Source organism: Kitasatospora sp. NPDC058243 (genome assembly GCF_042882025.1).
GTDB lineage: Bacteria > Actinomycetota > Actinomycetes > Streptomycetales > Streptomycetaceae > Kitasatospora.
The window spans coordinates 13,579-32,920 of record NZ_JBHVWW010000062.1 but is presented as its reverse complement, the minus strand read 5'-3'; the positions used below and the strand labels follow the sequence as shown (position 1 = coordinate 32,920).

Annotated in this window: 16 protein-coding genes and 3 pseudogenes; 8 read left to right on the top strand and 11 right to left on the bottom strand. The window is 72.8% G+C overall.

The window, feature by feature from the left end; all coding sequences use genetic code 11:
• Positions 1-18: 18 nt before the first annotated feature.
• Positions 19-738: a GNAT family N-acetyltransferase gene (locus tag ACFVX9_RS30865; protein ID WP_387984671.1), complete on the top strand. Its 720-nt coding sequence runs from the start codon at positions 19-21 to the stop codon at positions 736-738.
• Here the strand turns inward: ACFVX9_RS30865 and ACFVX9_RS30860 are convergent.
• Positions 645-1,454, bottom strand: coding sequence for an SGNH/GDSL hydrolase family protein (locus tag ACFVX9_RS30860; RefSeq protein WP_387984697.1), 810 nt, complete (start codon positions 1,452-1,454; stop codon positions 645-647). The two genes, ACFVX9_RS30865 and ACFVX9_RS30860, sit on opposite strands and share 94 nt — an antisense overlap.
• A 200-nt stretch (positions 1,455-1,654) precedes the next feature.
• Positions 1,655-2,008 (bottom strand): annotated as a pseudogene (locus tag ACFVX9_RS30855) (winged helix-turn-helix transcriptional regulator); the annotation flags it as partial.
• A gap of 96 nt (positions 2,009-2,104) precedes the next feature.
• Here ACFVX9_RS30855 and ACFVX9_RS30850 point away from each other — a divergent pair.
• A complete protein-coding gene (locus ACFVX9_RS30850; protein ID WP_380375737.1) occupies positions 2,105-3,319 on the top strand; it encodes a pyridoxal phosphate-dependent aminotransferase in 1,215 nt (404 codons plus the stop codon).
• A gap of 31 nt (positions 3,320-3,350) precedes the next feature.
• Entirely contained in the window at positions 3,351-3,683 is a 333-nt protein-coding gene (locus ACFVX9_RS30845) for a YnfA family protein (RefSeq protein ID WP_063347058.1), read from the top strand.
• A 115-nt stretch (positions 3,684-3,798) separates the two neighbouring features.
• Here ACFVX9_RS30845 and ACFVX9_RS30840 read toward each other — a convergent pair whose 3' ends face one another.
• The 3 genes from ACFVX9_RS30840 to ACFVX9_RS30830 all read right to left on the bottom strand — a co-directional run bounded on the left by ACFVX9_RS30840 (position 3,799) and on the right by ACFVX9_RS30830 (position 6,472).
• On the bottom strand, positions 3,799-5,466 hold the full coding sequence (locus tag ACFVX9_RS30840) for a metallophosphoesterase family protein (RefSeq protein WP_363371094.1): 1,668 nt from the start codon (positions 5,464-5,466) through the stop codon (positions 3,799-3,801).
• A 196-nt stretch (positions 5,467-5,662) separates the two neighbouring features.
• A complete protein-coding gene (locus tag ACFVX9_RS30835; RefSeq protein ID WP_063347060.1) occupies positions 5,663-5,917 on the bottom strand; it encodes a hypothetical protein in 255 nt (84 codons plus the stop codon).
• A 150-nt stretch (positions 5,918-6,067) separates the two neighbouring features.
• On the bottom strand, positions 6,068-6,472 hold the full coding sequence (locus ACFVX9_RS30830) for a hypothetical protein (RefSeq protein WP_063347061.1): 405 nt from the start codon (positions 6,470-6,472) through the stop codon (positions 6,068-6,070).
• 118 nt (positions 6,473-6,590) lie between these two features.
• Here ACFVX9_RS30830 and ACFVX9_RS30825 point away from each other — a divergent pair, with 118 nt between their 5' ends.
• Positions 6,591-6,941, top strand: a complete 351-nt coding sequence (locus ACFVX9_RS30825; RefSeq protein WP_063347062.1) for a metalloregulator ArsR/SmtB family transcription factor — start codon at positions 6,591-6,593, stop codon at positions 6,939-6,941.
• 16 nt (positions 6,942-6,957) lie between these two features.
• On the opposite strand, the gene ACFVX9_RS30820 is transcribed toward ACFVX9_RS30825, so the two are convergent.
• Positions 6,958-8,613: an FAD-binding dehydrogenase gene (locus ACFVX9_RS30820; RefSeq protein ID WP_380375740.1), complete on the bottom strand. Its 1,656-nt coding sequence runs from the start codon at positions 8,611-8,613 to the stop codon at positions 6,958-6,960.
• Positions 8,614-8,924: 311 nt separating this feature from the next.
• Between ACFVX9_RS30820 and ACFVX9_RS30815 the strand changes: the two genes are divergently transcribed.
• The gene (locus ACFVX9_RS30815) at positions 8,925-9,863 is read left to right on the top strand and encodes an SGNH/GDSL hydrolase family protein (protein ID WP_063347064.1); all 939 of its coding nucleotides are present in this window, start codon (positions 8,925-8,927) and stop codon (positions 9,861-9,863) included.
• 63 nt (positions 9,864-9,926) lie between these two features.
• Here the strand turns inward: ACFVX9_RS30815 and ACFVX9_RS30810 are convergent, their stop codons facing one another.
• Positions 9,927-11,048, bottom strand: coding sequence for a HoxN/HupN/NixA family nickel/cobalt transporter (locus ACFVX9_RS30810; protein WP_350886390.1), 1,122 nt, complete (start codon positions 11,046-11,048; stop codon positions 9,927-9,929).
• A 338-nt stretch (positions 11,049-11,386) separates the two neighbouring features.
• Between ACFVX9_RS30810 and ACFVX9_RS30805 the strand changes: the two genes are divergently transcribed.
• Positions 11,387-13,231, top strand: a complete 1,845-nt coding sequence (locus tag ACFVX9_RS30805; protein WP_387984668.1) for a CocE/NonD family hydrolase — start codon at positions 11,387-11,389, stop codon at positions 13,229-13,231.
• Positions 13,232-13,318: 87 nt separating this feature from the next.
• Here ACFVX9_RS30805 and ACFVX9_RS30800 read toward each other — a convergent pair whose 3' ends face one another.
• Positions 13,319-13,777 (bottom strand): MarR family winged helix-turn-helix transcriptional regulator, encoded by a 459-nt coding sequence (locus ACFVX9_RS30800; RefSeq protein ID WP_380480330.1) that lies wholly within the window; start codon positions 13,775-13,777, stop codon positions 13,319-13,321.
• Between the two features lie 129 nt (positions 13,778-13,906).
• Between ACFVX9_RS30800 and ACFVX9_RS30795 the strand changes: the two genes are divergently transcribed.
• The gene (locus ACFVX9_RS30795; protein ID WP_380480332.1) at positions 13,907-15,163 is read left to right on the top strand and encodes an alpha/beta hydrolase; all 1,257 of its coding nucleotides are present in this window, start codon (positions 13,907-13,909) and stop codon (positions 15,161-15,163) included.
• A 68-nt stretch (positions 15,164-15,231) separates the two neighbouring features.
• Here the strand turns inward: ACFVX9_RS30795 and ACFVX9_RS30790 are convergent.
• The 3 genes and pseudogenes from ACFVX9_RS30790 to ACFVX9_RS30780 form a co-directional block, all read right to left on the bottom strand.
• A pseudogene (locus ACFVX9_RS30790) lies at positions 15,232-15,951 on the bottom strand (putative Ig domain-containing protein); the annotation flags it as partial.
• 213 nt (positions 15,952-16,164) lie between these two features.
• A pseudogene (locus tag ACFVX9_RS30785) lies at positions 16,165-16,761 on the bottom strand (serine protease); the annotation flags it as partial.
• Between the two features lie 283 nt (positions 16,762-17,044).
• Positions 17,045-18,004, bottom strand: coding sequence for a hypothetical protein (locus ACFVX9_RS30780; RefSeq protein WP_387984666.1), 960 nt, complete (start codon positions 18,002-18,004; stop codon positions 17,045-17,047).
• A gap of 156 nt (positions 18,005-18,160) precedes the next feature.
• Here ACFVX9_RS30780 and ACFVX9_RS30775 point away from each other — a divergent pair, with 156 nt between their 5' ends.
• Complete coding sequence (locus ACFVX9_RS30775; RefSeq protein ID WP_380426906.1) at positions 18,161-19,279, top strand: alpha/beta hydrolase; 1,119 nt, start codon at positions 18,161-18,163, stop codon at positions 19,277-19,279.
• Positions 19,280-19,342: the final 63 nt, after the last annotated feature.

The following is a 19,342-nucleotide window of genomic DNA, read 5'->3' as shown; positions in this document are numbered from 1 at the left end:
TGGCATACGGGGGTAGGAGTGCAGGACCCGAGCATCAACGAACTCGTCCGGATGTGGATCGCCGGCTGGAGCGTCTCGCGCGGCGCGGCCGAAGCGGTGGACGAGCCCTGGGGCTGGACGATCGACGTCGGCGTGGTCGGCCACGTCGCCCGGCACGTGCTGCCCGAGCCGGCCGAGCCCGACGTCCGCAAGATCGCCGAGGCCACCACCGCGCCGGGCACCTGGCTGAAGCTGTTCACCGAGGAGGCCGTCGTCCGGCCCTGGCTGGGCCCGCAGTGGCGGCTCGACCAGCCGGGGTACCTGATGACCGCCCCGCTGGGCGCCGAGCGGCCCGAGGTGCCGGCCGGCTACACGGTGACCACCTGGACCCGGGGCGGGGTCGTCCGGACCCTGGTCCGCACCGAGGCCGGACACCTCGCCGCACGCGGCCAGGCGGGTCTGGCCGGCCCCGTGGCCGTCCCGGACCAGATCGTGACCGCGCCCGAGCACCGGCGCCGGGGCCTGGGCGCCCTGGTGATGCGGACCCTGCAGAACGCCGGGCACCAGGCGGGCGCCGACACCGCCGTCCTGGTCGGCACCCCGGACGGCCGGGCGCTCTACACCGCGCTCGGCTGGACCACCCGCTCCCCGATGGCGAGCCTGTTCTACGAGCCCGCAGTCGAGCCCGCCGCCGAACCTGCGGCCGAACCCGCCGCAGAACCCACAGCCGAACCCGCAGCCGAACCCGGAGCCGAGTAGGGCAGCAGCTCGGCCCGCTTCGGCGGCCGGCCGTCGCCGGAGGAGCGCCCGGTGAGCCGGCGACCGATCCACGGCCCCAGGTGGCCGCCCAGCCAGCGGGCGTCGGCGCGCAGCCGCTCGGCCCGGCCGGGCGGGGCGGCGGGCGGCAGCGGGGCGCGCCAGTCGAAGGCGGCGGGGCGGCCGAGCGCCTCCAACACCCCTTCGGCGACCCGGCGGTGGCCCTCGGGCGACAGGTGCAGGCGGTCCTCGCCCCAGAGCCGGCGGTCGTCGAAGCAGGGGGCGGCGAACAGGTCGACGACGGCGACGCCCTCGTCCTGGCCGAGCTCGTGCACGAAGGCCTTCATCCGCAGGATGGCCGGGAGCAGCCGGGCGCTGCCCGCCATCCTGCGGGTCGGGTCGGTGCTGGTGAACAGCACCACGGTGGCGCCGGTGGCGCGCAGTTCCTCGGCGCAGCGGCCGAGCAGCCGCTCGACCCGGGCGATGTCGCAGCCGGGGCGCAGCGCGTCGTTGAGGCCGCCGACGAGGGTCACCAGGTCGGCGCCCATCGCGGTGGCGGCGGGGAGCTGCTCGTCGTGGATCTGGCCGATGAGCTTGCCGCGGACGGCGAGGTTCGCGTAGCGGAACCCGTCCTCATCGCCGGCCTCGGCGGCGAGCGCGTCGGCGACCCGGTCGGCCCAGCCCCGGTAGTGGCCGTCGGGCAGCAGGTCGTCGCACATGCCCTCGGTGAAGGAGTCCCCGATGGCGACGTAACTGCGGTAGGTGGTGGGCACGGGCGGTCTCCGCTCTCCTCCGATGGCTCCGTGGCCCGACGATGCTACGCGCGGCCGGTCCGGGCACCGGCATCGGACCCCGGCATCGGGATTGGCACCGGCACCTGACCCGCGACGGGCACCCCGTCGTCCGCCGCGCGGGGGGTGAACCAGTGCTCGCGGACGGCGTCGGTGGGCCGCTGCTCGCCGAGGGCGGGCAGGCCCCACTCCCCCAGCGCCTCGATCACCGGGCGCAGTTCGCGGCCGCGTTCGGTGAGCTCGTAGACCGTGGCGTTGGCGGGCCGTTCGAGCCGGCGGCGCAGCGCCAGGCCGTCGCCCTCCAGCTGCTTGAGCCGGGCGGCGAGGATGTCGGTGGAGACGCCGGGCAGGTCGGCGTGCAGGTCGGTGTAGCGGCGCGGGCCGCCGAGGAGTTCACGGACGATCAGGAGGCTCCAGCGCTCCCCCACCGCGTCCAGGGCGCGGGCGACGGCGCAGTACTGGTCGTAGCTTCGGCGTGACATGTGGATCAGCATAGCCAAAAGGTTGGACTTTCCAAGTGCCAACTTGGTAGAACAAAGCATCAGCAACGATGCGGTGGTGACGGTCGGGAGGCCGCAGTGGAGTTTCGGCAGTCCAGCAAGCTGAACAACGTGTGCTACGAGATCCGCGGCCCGGTGGTCGACCAGGCCAACGCCCTGGAGGAGGCCGGGCACAGCGTGCTGCGGCTGAACACCGGCAACCCGGCGCCGTTCGGCTTCGAGGCGCCCGAGGAGATCATCCAGGACATCATCCGCAACCTGCCCAAGGCGCACGGCTACAGCGACTCGCGCGGCATCCTGCCCGCCCGCCGCGCGGTGGTGCAGTACTACCAGCAGCGCGGCGTGACCGGGGTCGGCGTCAACGACGTCTACCTCGGCAACGGCGCCTCCGAGCTGATCCAGATGGCCGTCACCGCGCTCGTCGACGACGGCGACGAGGTGCTCGTCCCGATGCCGGACTACCCGCTGTGGACGGCCGTGGTCCGGCTGGCCGGCGGCAAGGCCGTGCACTACCTGTGCGACGAGCAGGCCGACTGGTACCCGGACCTCGACGACATCGCCGCCAAGATCACCGCCCGCACCAAGGCCATCGTCGTCATCAACCCCAACAACCCCACCGGCGCGGTCTACCCGAAGGAACTGCTGGAGGGCATCCTCGACCTCGCCCGCCGCCACCAGCTGATGGTCCTGGCCGACGAGATCTACGACAAGATCCTCTACGACGACACCGAGCACCACTGCCTCGCCGCCCTCGCCGACGACGTCCTCACCCTCACCTTCAACGGCCTCTCCAAGGCCTACCGGGTGGCCGGCTTCCGCAGCGGCTGGCTGGTCGTCTCCGGGCCCAAGCAGCACGCCACCGACTACCTGGAGGGCCTGACCATGCTCTCCGGCATGCGGCTGTGCCCCAACGTGCCCGCCCAGTTCGCCGTCCAGGCCGCGCTCGGCGGCCACCAGTCCATCAACGACCTGGTGCTGCCCGGCGGCCGGCTCACCGAGCAGCGCGACGTCGCCTTCAAGGCCCTCAACGAGATCCCCGGCGTCAGCTGCGTCAAGCCCAAGGGCGCCCTGTACGCCTTCGCCCGGCTCGACCCGGCGGTGCACCGGATCGTCGACGACGAGCAGTTCGTGCTGGACCTGCTGCTCCGCGAGAAGATCCACGTCGTCCAGGGCACCGGCTTCAACTGGCCCCGCCCGGACCACTTCCGCTTCGTCACCCTGCCCCGCGCCGACGACCTGGAGACGGCCATCAACCGCATCGGCCGCTTCCTCGCGACGTACCGCCAGAGCTGAGCGCACACGACACGTCCTAGGCTTGTCGGCCATGACCGTCCTGCGTTCCGTCGCCCTGTTCGTCGTCGCCGCGCTCGCCGAGATCGGCGGCTGCTGGCTGATCTGGCAGAGCGTGCGCGAGCAGCGGCCGTGGTGGCTGGCCGGGCTGGGGGTGGTGGTGCTCGGCGGGTACGGCTTCGTCGCGGCGCTCCAGCCGGACAGCCACTTCGGCCGGGTGCTGGCCGCGTACGGCGGGGTGTTCGTCGCCGGGTCACTGCTCTGGGGCGTGGTCGTGGACGGCTTCCGGCCGACCCGCTACGACGTGGTGGGCGCGCTGGTCTGCCTGGCCGGGGTCGCGGTGATCATGTACGGGCCCCGGCGCTGAGCGCACCGGGCCCGCCACGCACTGGGCCCTCCACGCACGGGGTCGTCCACGCACGGGGCCCCGGCGTCGAGGTGCGGACTCCTCGACGCCGGGGCCCGGCAAGCCGGTTCGGGGACTACCAGCCCCAGCCGCCGCCCTGACCGTCGTCGTCGTGGTCCGAGTCCCAGCCCTCGCCGACCTTGCGCAGGATCGTGTAGTTGTCGATCTGCGTGCCGTCCTCGGCCAGCGCGGTCACCTTCATGGACGACTTCTGGCCCAGGTGGGCCGGGGTGACGTCGACCTTGATGAAGGAGTAGCCGGTGTAGCGCACCCGCGACCACTGGATGGTCTCGGGGACCTTCACCTTGCCCTTCCCCCAGTAGTAGGTCTTCACCTCGTCCTGGTGGTTCTCGTGCCCCTCGTAGGTGTCCGGCACGTCGAACTTGTACAGGCTGCGGCCGGCCGCGCCCGCGGTCACGTAGACGACGCCGTCCTTCGCCGGCTCGATGGTGGCGCCGCTCGGCACCTGCTTCGAGACCTTGTTGCCGAGGATCGCGTCGGTGCGCTCGTAGATGTGGTTGTGGCCGTTGATGACCAGGTCCACCCGGAACTTCTCGAACAGCGGCACCCAGGCCTCGCGGACGCCGCCCTCGGAGGCGTGCGCGACGGTGGTGGAGAAGGCGCAGTGGTGGAAGAAGACCACGACGAAGTCGATCGTCTCGTCGTTGCGCAGGTCCTTGAGGGTGCGCTCCAGCCACTTGGTCTGCTTGTTCGCCGAGATGCCCAGGTTGGCCGGGATCTCGTAGGAGACGTCGTTGGCGTCGAGCGAGATGACGCCGACGTTCTTGTAGCGGAAGGTGTAGACGCCGGGGACCTTGCGCGGGTCCGGGCCGTTGTCCGGGAGGAAGAAGCGGGTGTTCTCGCCGCCGTACCCGTTGGGCGAGTACCAGGCCTCGATGTCGTGGTTGCCGTAGGCGACCATCCACGGCACGGTCGCCGCGACCGTCTCGGTCTGGACCAGGAAGTCGTCCCAGGTCCTGGCGTTGTACACGGACTTGTCGGGGTCCGTGCCGGAGCCCGCCGGGTCGGCGTAGCAGATGTCGCCGGCGTGCAGGTGGAAGGACGGCTTCTGGGCCAGGATGACGTGGTCGTTGCCGGCCGCGTGCGAGCTGACGCCCTGGTCGCCGAAGGCGGTGAAGGTGAACGGCTCGTAGACCTTGCCCCAGCGGTGGTCACGGGAGGGCGCGGTGCGGAAGGTGTGCAGGGTGGAGATCTGCTGCTGCGAGGCCGGGTCGAAGCCCTCGTGGCCGACACCGTAGTAGTAGGTGGTGTCGGGGTGCAGGTCCTCCAGCGCCACGTGCAGGTAGTACTGGTCCACCGGCTGGCTGTTCGGGCTCAGCGCCGGGGTGTGCAGCGTGCGGACCTCGGCCTGGAGCTTGTGGCTGAGCTCCCACGGGGTCTTGCCGAAGCGCAGGAACGGCTTCTTGACCGGCGCCGGGACCTGCCAGGAGATGCGGAACTGGGTGTCGGGCTCGGGGCCGAACTGGAGGTGGCGCCCGATCGGCGCGACCAGCGAACCGTCGACACCGGCCGTCGTGGCACCGGTCAGCAGCTGCGGGCTCGCCGGCGCGGCGAAGGCCGTTCCACTGCCCAGCGCGCCGCCGACGGCGACGGCACCGACGGTCACGGCGCCGGCGCGCAGCATCCGGCGGCGGGAGAAGCGGGCCCGCAGGTACTCGTGCTGCTCGGCCGTGCTCATGCGGTCGGCGAGCTTGGCCGGTACGCCCATGTGAGGGATATCCATGCGCGGGACTCTTCCAGCGGCGCGTTGACCGCACACGGACGCGGGGTGAACGGGCCGCAGCGCGCCGCCCATTCGAACGCCAATGTTCGACCATGATCAGGTAAAGGAGCGCGTCCGCCCCGGACCGACCCCGGATCATGGCCCCGGCCGGCGGCGCGGCCTGAGCCACCGTCGGCGCCGCCGCGGACGGGGGCGCTCAGCCGGAGGGCTCGTCCCAGGTGGAGGGGGACCGGTTGCCGGTGCCGTCGCAGGTGCGGCAGATCTCGTCCCGGTAGGCGTGCTTGGCGCCGGTCGCGTCCACCCGGTAGCGGACGTACACCCCGGTGCCGTCGCAGAGGAAGCAGTTGCCGCCCCCGCCGCCCACCTCGGTGGTCCCGGTGCCCTGACAGGTCCGGCAGCTGAGACCGGCGGTCCGGCCGGTGCCCGCGCAGATCCGGCAGACCGTCGTCATCGTCGTCCTCCCTGGGCGGAACCGCTGGCAGCCACCGGTCATGGTAGTGGGACCGCCGAGGGCGGCGTCCAGCGGATCCTGCTCGGCCGCCGGATCGGCCAACCCCGCTGCGTCCCAACCGTGATGAGGACGGATCGACTCCACCGTCCGCTACTCCGCCAGGCCCTCGCGGACCCGGCGGGACACCGAGATCAGCTGGAGGTCGAGCAGCCCGGGCGGGTCGGCCAGCCCGGGGCCGCCCGCGTGCACCCAGGCGGCTATCTCGTCGATCATGTCGTCCGCCAGCACGAAGCCCAGCCAGACCGGACGCCCGCCCGCCGCCCGCCCCTCCCCGGAGGGGCCGACCACCACCACGTTGGACTGGGTGCACACGTCCAGGCACTTGACCGCGCGGACCCGGCCCGCCGCACCCACCGCCGCCCGCAGCCGCTCGTACTGCCCGGCGTGGTCCACCCCCGGGTGCTTGGCCTCGGTGCCGCAGCAGCAGCCCCGGCAGACGGTGACGGTCACCGGGGAGGCGGCCGCCTGCTTGCGGTCCCGGTCTCGGCGGCTCATCGGCTCTGGAACTCCTCCTGGTCACGGGGCACGCTGCACGCGCAGCCTACCCGGCATGCCAAGAGTCACTGCCGGGTACCGGGTGCCGGGGTTCGGCGGCGGTCCGTAGGATGCCCCCATGGGACACGCGACCACCGAGAAAGCCGTACCGCGGATGCGCCTGGACGCCTCCAACGCGGCCAAGGTCGCGACCACCCTCCAGGCGCTGGCCACCCCCTCCCGGCTGCTGATCCTCGCCGAACTGCGCGAGGGACCGCGCGCGGCCACCGAACTCGCCGACGCCGTGGGCATGGAGCAGTCGGCCTGCTCCCACCAGCTGCGGCTGCTGCGCAACCTCGGCCTGGTCGTCGGCGAGCGCCGGGGCCGCTCGGTGGTCTACTCCCTGCACGACGACCACGTCGCCGCCCTCCTCGACCAGGCCGTGTACCACGTCGAGCACCTGCGGCTGGGCCTCACCGACGAGCGCTGAGGCCGCACGCACCGGTCTACGCCGTGGCCTGAGCCGCCGCGCGGCCGGCGGTGCGGCCGGAGAAGAGGCAGCCGCCGAGGAAGGTGCCCTCCAGGGAGCGGTAGCCGTGGACGCCGCCGCCGCCGAAACCGGCGGCCTCGCCCGCGGCGTAGACGCCCGGAAGGGGTTCGCCGTCGGGGCGCAGGACGCGCGCGGAGAGGTCGGTCTCCAGACCGCCGAGGGACTTGCGGGTGAGGATGTTGAGCCGGACGGCGATCAGCGGGGCGGCGCCCGGGTCGAGGATGCGGTGCGGCGGGGCCACCCGGATCAGCTTGTCGCCGAGGTAGCGGCGGGCGCCGTGGACGGCGGTGACCTGGAGGTCCTTGGCGAAGGGGTTGGCGAACTGCCGGTCGCGGGCCTCGACGGCGCGGCGCAGTTCGGCGGGGTCGATCAGCGCCTCGCGGGTCCTGGCGTTCATGCCGCGGGCGAGGTCGGCGAGGTTGCCCGCGACGACGAAGTCGGGCCCGTGCCGCAGGTGGCTTCGGACCGGACCGGGGGCGCCGGGCAGGGCGCGGCCGAGGACGCCGCGCACGGACTTCCCGGTCAGGTCCGGGTTCTGCTCGGAGCCGGAGAGGGTGAACTCCTTCTCGATGATGCGCTGGTTGAGCACGAACCAGGTGTGCCCGTACCCGGTGGACATGATGTGGTCGAGCGTGCCGAGGGTGTCGAAGCCGGGGAAGAGCGGGACGGGCAGCCGGTTGCCGCGCGCGTCCAGCCAGAGCGAGGACGGGCCGGGCAGGATGCGGATGCCGTGCCGGGCCCAGATCGGGTCCCAGTTCTCGATGCCCTCGGTGTAGTGCCACATCCGGTCGCCGTTGATGAGGCTGGCACCGGCGTCGCCGGCGATGCCGAGCATCAGCCCGTCGACGTGGGCGGGGACGCCGGAGAGCAGTTTGGCGGGCGGGGTGCCGAGCCGGGCGGGCCAGGCCTTGCGGACGAGGTCGTGGTTGCCGCCGATGCCGCCGGAGGTCACGATCACGGCCTGGGCACGCAGTTCGAACCGTCCGGCGGCCTCGCGCGAGCTGGCCTCGCCGCGGGCCGCCGAACTGGGCACCAGCACCTCGCCGGTGACGGTGTCGGTGACGCCCGCGGTGGCGGCCAGGCCGGTGACCCGGTGCCGGAAGCGCAGGTCGACCAGCCCGCGGGCGGCGGCGGAGCGGACCCGGCGGACGAAGGGCTCCAGCAGTCCGGGCCCGGTGCCCCAGGTGATGTGGAAGCGGGGCACCGAGTTGCCAGGGCCGTCGGCGAGGAGGCCGCCGCGCTCGGCCCAGCCGACGACGGGGAAGAACCGGACGCCCAGGCCGTGCAGCCAGGAGCGCTTCTCGCCGGCCGCGAAGTCGACGTAGGCCTCGGCCCAGCGGCGCGGCCAGGCGTCCTCGGGCCGGTCGAAGCCGGCGGTGCCGAACCAGTCCTGGCGGGCGAGGGCGTGCGAGTCGCGGATCCGCATCCGGCGCTGCTCGGGCGAGTCGACCAGGAAGAGACCGCCGAAGGACCAGTGCGCCTGGCCGCCGAGCGAGGCCGCGGGCTCCTGGTCGAGCAGGATCACCTTCCGTCCGGCGTCGGCGAGTTCGGCGGTGGCGGCGAGTCCGGCGAGTCCTGCTCCGATGACGATGACGTCGGCGTCCAGGGCCATGCGCAGTCCTCCGTCGCGGCGGGCGGGACGGCGCGCGCGGGGTGGGCGCCGTCGCTGTGCGCCCGATACTGCGGCCTGCGGTGACGTCCGGTCAACCGGCCGGTAACAACCGAGTGCGGCAATTCCGCTCCACACCGTTTCGGAAATGTCTTCGATACATGGTGGAGCGAAATGCGAAATGCGATCTGACGGAATTTCGGAAATTTCCGCGCACGGCATGGACGTCCACGAAACCAACAAGTAACTTACCTGCGAGTAGCCGCGGCCCGGCACGACCCCCACCCGTCGTTTCTCTCCCCCCAGGAGGAACCGTGCTCCGCCCTGCCCGGAAACCCCGATACCTGCGCAGCTCCACCGCGCTCGCCTCCGTCGCCCTGGGCGCCGCCCTCGCGCTCACCTCCACCAGCGCCCAGGCCGCCACCCCGGCGCCCAAGCACCTCGTGGCGCTCGGCGACTCCTACGCCGCCGGCGCGGGCGTGCCCGGCCAGTCGGCGGGCCTGTGCCTGCGCTCCGACCGCAACTACGGCCACCTGGTCGCCGCCGCCCTCAAGGCCGGCGCGTACACCGACGTCACCTGCGCCGCCGCCAAGGTCAAGGCCATGACGCAGCCCCAGTACGACGCCTTCATCCGGGTCAACGACCCGCAGCTGGACGCGGTGACCCCCGACACCGACCTGGTCACCCTCGGCATCGGCGGCAACGACCTCGCGGCCAGCGACCTCGGCCTCGGCGAACTCGTCGCCACCTGCATCGCCGGCGCGGTCGTCAACCCGCTCGGCACGCCCTGCAAGGACGTCTACCACCACGGCTACTGGGACTGGAGCAGCTGGTCCTGGCAGTACGGCAACGACGACCTGGCCGAGCGGATCACCAGCAGCATCGCGCCGCAGGTCGCCGACACGCTGCGGCGCATCCACGCCAAGGCGCCGCGGGCCCGGGTCCTGCTGGTCGGCTACCCGTCCGTACTGCCCGCCGACGGCCGCTCGTGCATCCTGCGCCAGCCCGTGACCCCGGGCGACGTCGAGTACATGCACGGCGTGCTCGACAAGCTGAACGCCGCGCTCAAGTCCACCGCGGCGGCCGGCGGCGCGACGTACGTCGACACCGCCACGCCCACCGCCGGGCACGACGTCTGCTCGGACGACCGCTGGATCGAGGGCGCGCTGCCCGGCTCGCCCGCCGTGCCGTTCCACCCGAACGCCACCGGCGAGAAGGTGATGGCGGACGCGGTGCTCGCCGCGCTGCGCTAGGCCCCGCAAACCCCGAGGGGGGCGGTGACCGGAGTCCGGTCACCACCCCCCTCGGGGTTTGCGCTACTCCGACTTGGCGGCCGCGGCGGCCAGGCCGGCCGACCACTTCTCCTCGACCTTGCCGAACTTCCAGTAGGCGATCGCCGCGACCCAGGTCAGCACGAACAGGCCGACGATCGCGTAGCCGACGAAGTTGAGGTCCAGCCCGCCGATCCAGGCGATCGGGCCGCTGGTGATGTCCAGCTTCTCGCCGAGCAGGCCGATCAGCTCGACCAGGCCGATCACCAGCGCGACCAGCACCGACAGGCCGGTGACGGTCAGGTTGTAGTAGATCTTGCGGACCGGCTTGGAGAAGGCCCACTCGTAGGCGAAGTTCATGAACGAGCCGTCGATGGTGTCCAGCAGGCTCATCCCGGCCGCGAACAGGATCGGCAGCGTGAGCAGCGCGTACCAGGGCAGCGAGAACGCGGCCGCGCCGCCGGCCAGCACCAGCAGCGACACCTCGGTGGCGGTGTCGAAGCCGAGGCCGAACAGCAGGCCCACCGGGTACATGTGCCAGGGCTTGGTGACGGCCCTGGTCACCCGGCCGAGGATGCGGTTCATCAGCCCGCGCCGCTCCAACTGGCGCTCCAGCTCGGCCTCGTCGTACTCGCCCACGCGCATCCGGCGGAACACCTTGAGGATGCCGTTGAAGGCGCCCAGGTTGATCAGGCCGAGGAGCAGCAGGAACGTCCCGGAGACGGTGGTGCCGATCAGGCCGGTCATCGTGTGCAGGGTCGAGTCGTCCGCCTCCACCTGGTCGGCGAGCGAGCGGATGCCGAAGGCGAGCAGCGCGCAGAGGCCGAAGACGATCGAGGAGTGCCCGAGCGAGAACCAGAAGCCGACCGACAGGGGTCGCTTGCCCTGGCCCATCAGCTTGCGGGTGGTGTTGTCGATCGCCGCGATGTGGTCCGCGTCGAAGGCGTGCCGCATCCCGAGGGTGTAGGCGGTCAGGCCCATGCCCGCGCCGAACACCTGCCCGCCGACGTCGTAGTGCTCGGGCGCGACCAGCGCGAGCAGGGTGAACCAGCCGACGACGTGCAGCACGAGGATGAACCCGCCCATCCCGGCCAGGCGCATCCACTCCTCCCGGGTGAGCCGGTCACGCCATCTGACGGGCGAGGCACCTGCGGCGGGGCTGGACATCCTGTGGTCCTTTCGGGTGGTCCGGGCGAAGCTGGGCCATCTTTCCCCCCTCGGGGAAGTAGTTGCAAGTCATGTGCAAATGCCGGACGACGGCGAACGGGGGCATACGGGCGCGGACGAGGGGCGCGCGGCGGCGGGCACACGCCCGCCCGCGCCGGGCCCCACCCCGCCGCCCCACCCGGCCGCCCCGACCGGCGGGCCGCGACCACCGCGCAGCCTTCGTCAGGAAATCAGACGATTCCTCCCCTAGGGTCGAGATGCCGACGCCCGCAGCGCGCTCCCCGTACGCGCCGCGGGCCCGCCGGCGCTCACCGGCCCGGGATCCGATGGGAGCGGCCATGCCGTCCTACCCCTTCCGCACCACCCGCGAGGACGTCCGCATCCCGCTACCCGACGGCACCCGGCTGGCCGCCCGGCTGTGGCGCCCGGTCAGCGACGAACCCGTCCCCGCCCTGCTGGAGTACTCCGCCGGCCGGCTCACCGACCGCACCGCCGCCGAGGACGCCCGCCGCCACCCCTGGTACGCCGGCCACGGCTACGGCGCCCTCCGGGTCGACACCCGCGGCCACGGCAACTCCGACGGCCTGCCCGGCGAACCCGGCGGCGACCAGGAGCTCGACGACGGCGCCGCCGTCCTCGACTGGCTCGCCCGCCGCCCCTGGTGCAGCGGCCGGGTCGGCCTGCTCGGCGTCGGCGCCGCCGGCACCACCGCCCTGCTGCTCGCGGCCCGCGCCCCCGACACCGTCGGCGCCGTGGTCACCGTCTGCCCCGAAGGCGGCCACCGCCTCGGCGGCGCCCTGCTCGCCGCCGACCTGCACACCCGGCTCACCGCCCTGGTCGCCGACGCCGCCCTCCCGCCCGACCCCCGGCACGTCGGCGACGCCTGGCGCACCGACTGGCTGGCCCGCCTCGAATCCCTGGACCCGCCCGTCGACGCCTGGCTCGCCGCCGGTGAGACCACCGTCCCCGTCCCCGCCCCCACCTTCGCCGTCGCCGGCTGGGGCGACCCGTCCTGCTCCTTCGTGCTGCGCCTGCTCGCCACCTCCCCCACCGCCCGCGCCCTGCTCGGCCCCTGGCCGCACGGCCTGCCCGAGGACACCCTCCCCGAGACCCTGCGCTGGTGGGACCACTGGCTGCGCGACCTCGACACCGGCGCCCTGGCGGAGCCCGCCCTGCGCAGCTGGATCGGCACCCGCTGGACCGGCGAGGAGACCTGGCCCTCCCCCGACGTCCGGGAGATCCACTACGGCCTCGACGGCCCGCTGCGCACCGCCGGCACCGCCTCCGACGACCGCCACGTCCGCGTCCGCTCCCCGCAGCACACCGGCCTCAACGCCGGCGCCTACGTCCCGCTCGGCCGCCCCGCCGACCAGCCGCCCGACCAGCGCGAGGAGGACGGCCGCTCGGTCTGCTTCGACTCCCAGCCGCTGCCCGACCCGGTCGAACTGCTCGGCACCCCGACCGTACGGCTGCGCCTGCGCGAGGGCGGCCCGCCCGCCCAGATCACCGCCCGGCTCTGCGCCGTCGGCCCGGACGGCACCTCCACGCTGCTCACCCGGGGCGTCCTGGTCGCCACCGGCCCCGACGCGGACGTCGAACTCGCCGCCTGCGCCGGCACCCTCCCGGCCGGGCACCGGCTGCGGCTCGCCCTCTCCTCGGTCTACTGGCCGTGGGTGTGGCCCACCCCGGACGACGCCGGCTACGCGCTCGACCCGTCCCGCTCCGCCCTCACCCTGCCCACCCGCCACCTCGCCGCCGACATGGGCGCCGCCCCCGTCGCCTTCGAGGCCCCCGCCCTGCCCGAGCCGCTCGACATCCACCGCACGGAGCCGCTGACCGCCCGGCCCGAGCACGTCACCGTGCACGACATCGGCCGCCGGGAATGGCGTGCCGAACTCTCCCCCGCCACCGACGGCAGCCGCACCCACCCCGACGGCCTGGTCCGCGACGAGCACACCGTCACCGCCTACCGGGTGCTCACCGGCGCCCCGCTCAGCGCCCAGGCCCGCACCGACCACACCGTGCGCCTCGAACGCCCCGACATCGGCTGGGACGTCACCGTCCAGACCCGCACCCAACTGCGCTGCGACGCCGGGCACTTCCTCAGCATCGTGCAGCTGCGCGCACTGGAGGCCGGCTCGGTGGTGTTCGCCCGGGAATGGCAGCACCGCGTGCCGCGCTGAAGCGCGCACACCGACGGGCGGGGCGGGGTGCGCCCTGCCGCCGTGAGCCCGGCACGACCCACAAGACGCTCCCTGAGCCCCCCCCGGTCAGAGGCGATCGTAGATGGCGGCCAGCTGCCGGAGCACGTCGGTCGCGGCGTCCAGGGCGGGGGCGTCGTGGTGGGCGAGGGCGGTGTCGAGCGCCTGCGCCAGGGTGGTCTGGCGTTCGTCGTGGCGGCGGCGGCCCGCGTCGGTGAGGGCGACCAGGACGGACCGCTTGTCGCCCGGGGGGCGCTCCCGGGTGACGTAGCCGGCGGTGGCGAGGTTGTTGACCAGCTGGGTGGTGGCGGCGCTGGTGGTCTCGGTGGCGGCGGCGAGCTGGCCGATCGACAGCGGGCCCGCCTCGGCCAGGACGCGCAGGGCCCGGGCGTGGGTGAGGGAGAGCGCGCCGGGGGTGCGGGTGGCGCGTCCGCGCAGGCGGGAGTCGGCGGCGCTGAGGCTGTAGGCGGCGCGGGCGAGCTGGTCGAGGGCCTGCTCGCGGGCGGGGGTGGGTCGGGGCTGCGACATGGGGGCGGCCTCCGTGGCTCGATCGATGGGCGGGTTGACAACAGAATATCCTAAGTACTTAATAGATAAGTACTTAGCGACTCGGCGGCACCGCCACCGAGCCCCCTATCGACACGGAGGACACCCGTCATGACCGTTCGTTCGACCGGACAGAGCTGGGCCCTGGACATCGCCCTCGCCCAGGGCGGCTTCGACGCCCTGCACCCCCAGGCCAAGGGCACCCTGGAGCAGCTCGGCCACGACCACACCGACTTCGACAAGGTCTTCGCGCTGGTGCAGAGCGGGGCGATGCTCCCCAAGGCCTGGGCCACCGTGGCCGGGCAGGCCGAGGAGCGCGCCGCCCACCACGAGCGGGGCGGCTTCGCCCAGACCGCCGCCGACCTGTACGTGCGCGCCGCGGTGATGTGGGGCCGCGCCCAGTACTCCGTCTTCGACGCCACCGACCCGCGCAAGCTCGCCTTCCGCGAGCACGCCAACCACTGCGTGGAGCGCCTCGGCGCGCTGCGCGACGACCGGGTCCGCCGGGTGGAGCTGGACTTCGAGGGCGGCCGGATCTACGGCCTGCTGCACCTGCCGGCCGGCGAGGTGCGCAACGCCCCCGCGGTGATCCTCGGCCCGGGGATGGACATGATCAAGGAGGACTACATCTACGCCGCCGAGCGGTACTACACCTCCCGCGGCATCGTCGCCCTGTCCATCGAGGGCCCCGGCCAGGGCGAGACCCGGGCGGGCGGGCTCACCGTCGACCTCACCAACTACGAGCGGGCGATCAGCCGTTACCTCGACCACCTGGCCTCGCTCCCGGAGGTCGACCCGCAGCGGATCGGCATGTTCGGCATCTCGATGAGCGGCTACTGGGGCTCGCGCGCCGCCGCCACCGACCGCCGGCTCGCCGCGCTGGCCGCCTTCGAGGCGGTCACCGGCGACTTCCGGACGATCTTCGAGCAGGCCCAGCCGACCTTCAAGAACAACTACATGTACATGGCCGGCTACACCGACGAGGAGGCCTTCGACCGCGAACTGGTCGCCCGCATGCCGCTCGGCGACCTCGTCCAGGAGATCGACTGCCCGGTCCTGTACGGCATCGGCGAGTTCGACGAACTGACCCGGCTGGAGCAGGCCCTGGCCAACTACGAGCGCATCCGCGCGCCCAAGGAACTGCGCGTCTACGAGAACGAGTTCCACCCGCTGGGCGGGGTCGCCGCCGAGATCTTCCGCTTCGGCGCGGAGTGGATCGAGCGCGCCCTGAACGGCGAGTTCGCCGAGGCCGGGCGCGACGTGCGGCACTACGTGCACCACGACGGCCGCACCACCGACGGCACCGCCAACCCCACCTGGTGGCTCGGCGCCGTCCCCGCCCAGATCACCGCCGCCCGCCGGGCGTGAGACCGGGCGCATACGGTCCGGCCCCGGGGTGTGGGAGCCCCGGGGCCGGACGGTGTGCTGGTGGCGCGTCAGCTGGTCTGGATGGAGGTGTCGTCGATCACGAAGCTCGTCTGCAGCGAGGCGTCCTCGGTGCCGGTGAACTTCAGGGTGACCGTCTGGCCCGCGTAGGACGAGAGGTCGAAGGTCCGCTGCTGGTAGCCCGCCGCGGCGTCCGCGTTGGAGTACGTCTTCAGCGTGGTGCCGTTCACCGACACGGCCAGCTTGTCGTACGCGGTGCTGCCCGACTCAGCGGTGTCGATGTGCAGCCAGAAGCTCAGCGTCGCCTTGCAGCCCGCCGGGATCGTCACCGTCTGCGCCAGCGTGTCGGTGTGCGAGGAGCCGTAGCCGTTCAGCCACGACTTCCACGAACCACCGTGCGCCGCCTGCGAGGAGCTGTTGTCCACCACACCGGAGCTGGTCGTCCACGGCGCCGCCGAGCCCGTCTCGAAGCCCGCGTTGCCCAGCAGCTGCGCCGGCGTGCAGGTACCGCCACCGCCACCGGTCACCGTCCACGTGAAGCTCGCGGTACCCGACTTGCCCGCCGAGTCCTTCACCGTCACCGTCACGTTCGACGAACCCGCCGTGGTGGCGGTACCGGTGATCGCGCCGGTCGAGGCGTTGATCGCCAGCCCGGCCGGCAGACCCGTCGCACTGTACGACAGCGGCGCGGTACCACCGGAAGCGTTGATCTGGACGTTCACCGCACCGCCGACCGCCGTGGACTGGTCACCGGGGCTGCTGACGGAGACCGCGCCGCTGCCGGCCGGCTTGGTGAGCAGGCAGCCCGCCACGTTGAGGTCGATGACCCGGCCGTTGCCGAGGCACGTGGTGAACCAGTAGGTCTCCTCGCCGTAGCTCTGGCCCTTGGTGGCCGTGGTGGTGCCGTCCGCGGCGACCTCGCACGGGTTGTCCAGGGTGCACATCTCGCCGTTGTCGTTGCCGGTGTTGTTGATGCCGATGATCCGGCCGCTGGCGGAGTCGATGATCGGCGAACCGGAGGTGCCGTGCGTGGTGTTGCAGCCGGAGCTGTAGCGCAGCGAGTCGTGCCAGGTCCACTGGTCCTCGCGCAGGGTGGGCACGAACCCGTTGACGGAGCAGTTCCACACCTGCTTCCAGTACGAGGAGGGTATGTACATCGCGGCGCCGTCGGTCGGGTGCGTGTCGTTGACGGTCAGCGCGGTCGCGCCGTACTTGGAGCTGATCGAGCCGTAGGTGTCGGTGAGTTGGTAGAGCGCGACGTCGGTGCCGGTCATGGTCGCGTAGACGACCTTGTCGGCCTGGACGGTGCCGAGGCTGTTGCCGGCGCCGTCGAGCAGGGTGCCGCTGCGGCTCGCGCTCGCGTTCTGGATGACCTGGCCGGCCGTGGGCATGGTCGGCAGGCAGTGGCCGTTGGTGAGCATCAGGGCCCGGTCGCCGGCCACCGAGGTGGGGTAACGCACCAGCGAGGCCGAGCAGTTGCTCAGCGCGATGGTGGAGGTGAGGTCGCTGGCCTGGACGGCGTGCGCGGGGGCGGCGGCGAGGGTCAGCCCGCCCGCGACGACGGCGCCGACGCCGGCCATCGCGGCAAGTCTCTTGAACATGGCTCTCCTTGTGGGGGATCGCGGGGTGTACGACTGGTCGCCGAGGCCCGCGCCGCACGAAAGTGCCATGGTCACTTCAAGTGGTCAACCGTATTGGCCGAACTCGCCGACGGCAATCGTCCGTTGCGGCCCGGGGCGGCGACCATCCGCCCCGGTATGCCCGTTAAGGGCGGGCGCGGTGGCACCCCACGGCACCGGCCGTGCCCGCCCGTCGGGGCGTCATGTCCGCCCGCCCACCCGTCCGCTCGCCCGCTCGCGGGGGCTACGGCTGCGGGAAGGAGTTCTCGTCCACCTCGTCGGTCTTGGCGTTGCCGCCGACCGTCGGCTGGAGGGTGATCGACCAGGACGTCGCGGTGCGCCCGGTCTCGAACGCCAGCGTGTCCTGGAACTTGGTGAACCGGCAGCTCTGCGTGAACGCCTTCGTGTCGGAGTCCCAGTCCACCCCGCCCGCGAAGTACACCTCGTACGTGCCGTCCTCGACGCCCTCGATGCTGGCCTTCTGCCCCTTGGCCACGTACACCGAGTGCACCGACTTGCCGTTCAGCGCGAGCGAGACGACCGCGTCCCCCCTGCCGCCGTTGTCGACCTTGAACACGCCCTCGCCGCGCAGCCGCCCCTCGCGCACCAGGGTGCCGTTGTCCAGCGAACGGGACTGCTGCTTGGGGGTCTGCGGGACGGCGAAGGTCGTCGGGTAGCCGGCCGCCGCCATCTTGGCCAGGGCCGCCGACACCGCCGCCAGGCCCTCGGAGGCGCCCAGTTCGGCCTGCGCGGAGCCCACCGCGCAGACGCCCCTGCTCTTGATGTCGCCGCGGACCTTCGTCGCGTCGGTGGCCAGCGAGGTCAGCGCCCTCACCAGCTCGGTCTGCGCCGTCGTGACCGCGGCCGGCTCGTCCGCCAGGCCCAGGCCCCGCCCGGCCGTCCGCGCGCTGGTGGCGATGCCGCCGAGCACGCCGTCGAGGTCGCCCAGGGTCTTGGCCCCGGCCACCTGGCCGAGCGCGGTGTTCACCGGGTCGATGGTCGTGCCGAGCACCGGGCCGTACGGCGGCGGCGTCGGGGTGGGGGTCGGCGTCCGCGTCGGCGCGGGCAGGGCCGGGGCCGCGCCGGTGGACGGCCCGCCCGCGGCGCTCCCCCCGCCGCCCCCGCTCCCCCTGGTACCGCTGGAGCAGGCCGCGAGCAGCAGTACGGTGCCGACGGCCAGACCGGCCTTGGTGATGGACTTCATGAATCCCGCCCCGGTGATGCCCCGCGCACACAGCGTGCACGTGTCCGCCGCCATGCTGGCGGCCCCGCCCGGCGCGGTCAACCGGATTCAGGGGGCGTGCAGAGGGCGTGCAGGGGGTGCCCGGGGGCGCTGATCGAGGTCAACTACGATCGGGGCGTGCTCAGCCTCACCGGATTCCCCCTCCAGATCGTCGCCTCGGTCGTCGCGATCCTCGTCTTCGGCGCCACCATGTGGCTCTGGCCGCGCTTCGGCGGGAAGGGCTGGAAGTCCTGGACGGGCCGGATCGGCGCCTTCCTCGCCACCCAGATCGCCGTGCTGGTCGCCATGGGCCTGATCGCCAACGGCTACTTCGGCTTCTACAGCTCCTGGAGCGACCTGCTCGGCACCGACGGCAAGCCGGGCACGGTCGTCGACCACACGCCGAACGCCTCCGTGGCCGTCACCGGCGAGCAGAAGTTCTACTCGGCCCAGGGCTCGGACCGGGAGCGCTCCGGGCTGATCCAGCAGGTCGCCGTCAAAGGAGCCTCGACCGGCCTGAGCACCGAGGCGTTCGTCTACCTGCCCCCGCAGTACTTCCAGCCGGACTACGCGCAGCAGCGGTTCCCGATGGCCCTGGTGCTCACCGGCTACCCGGGCACCCCGGAGAAGCTGATCTCGCTGATGCAGTACCCGGCCTCCACCCTCACCGCGATCGAGCAGAAGAAGCTGCCGCCGACCGTCCTGGTGATGATGCGCCCCACGGTCGTCGGCAACCGGGACACCGAGTGCGTCGACGTGCCGGGCGGCCCCCAGGCGGAGACCTTCTTCACCACCGACCTGCCCAAGGCGCTCGCCACCACCTACCGGCTCGGCACCGACCCGGCGAGCCGCGCCGTCATCGGCAACTCGACCGGCGGCTACTGCGCGCTCAAGTTCGCGATGCGCAAGCCCGACGCCTACCGCGCGGCGGTCGCGCTCTCCGGCTACTACAGCGCGGCGCACGACGAGACCACCGGCGACCTCTTCGGCGGCAACGACCAGCTGAAGCAGCAGAACGACCTGCTGTGGCGGCTGAAGAACCAGCCGGCCGCCCCCGTCTCCCTGCTGCTCACCACCAGCTACGACGAGAACAACTACGCCGACACCCAGGCCATGGTCGGCGCCTTCAAGGCCCCCACCAAGGTGTCCACCATCACCCTGGACACCGGCGGCCACAACTTCCACACCTGGACCCGGGAGATCCCCCCGGCCCTGGAGTGGCTCGGCCAGCACCTCACCATGCCGAAGGCCGCCTGACCACGCCGAAGGCCGCCTGACCGATCCCCCGGCGGCCCGCCCGATCACCCGATCACCCGATCG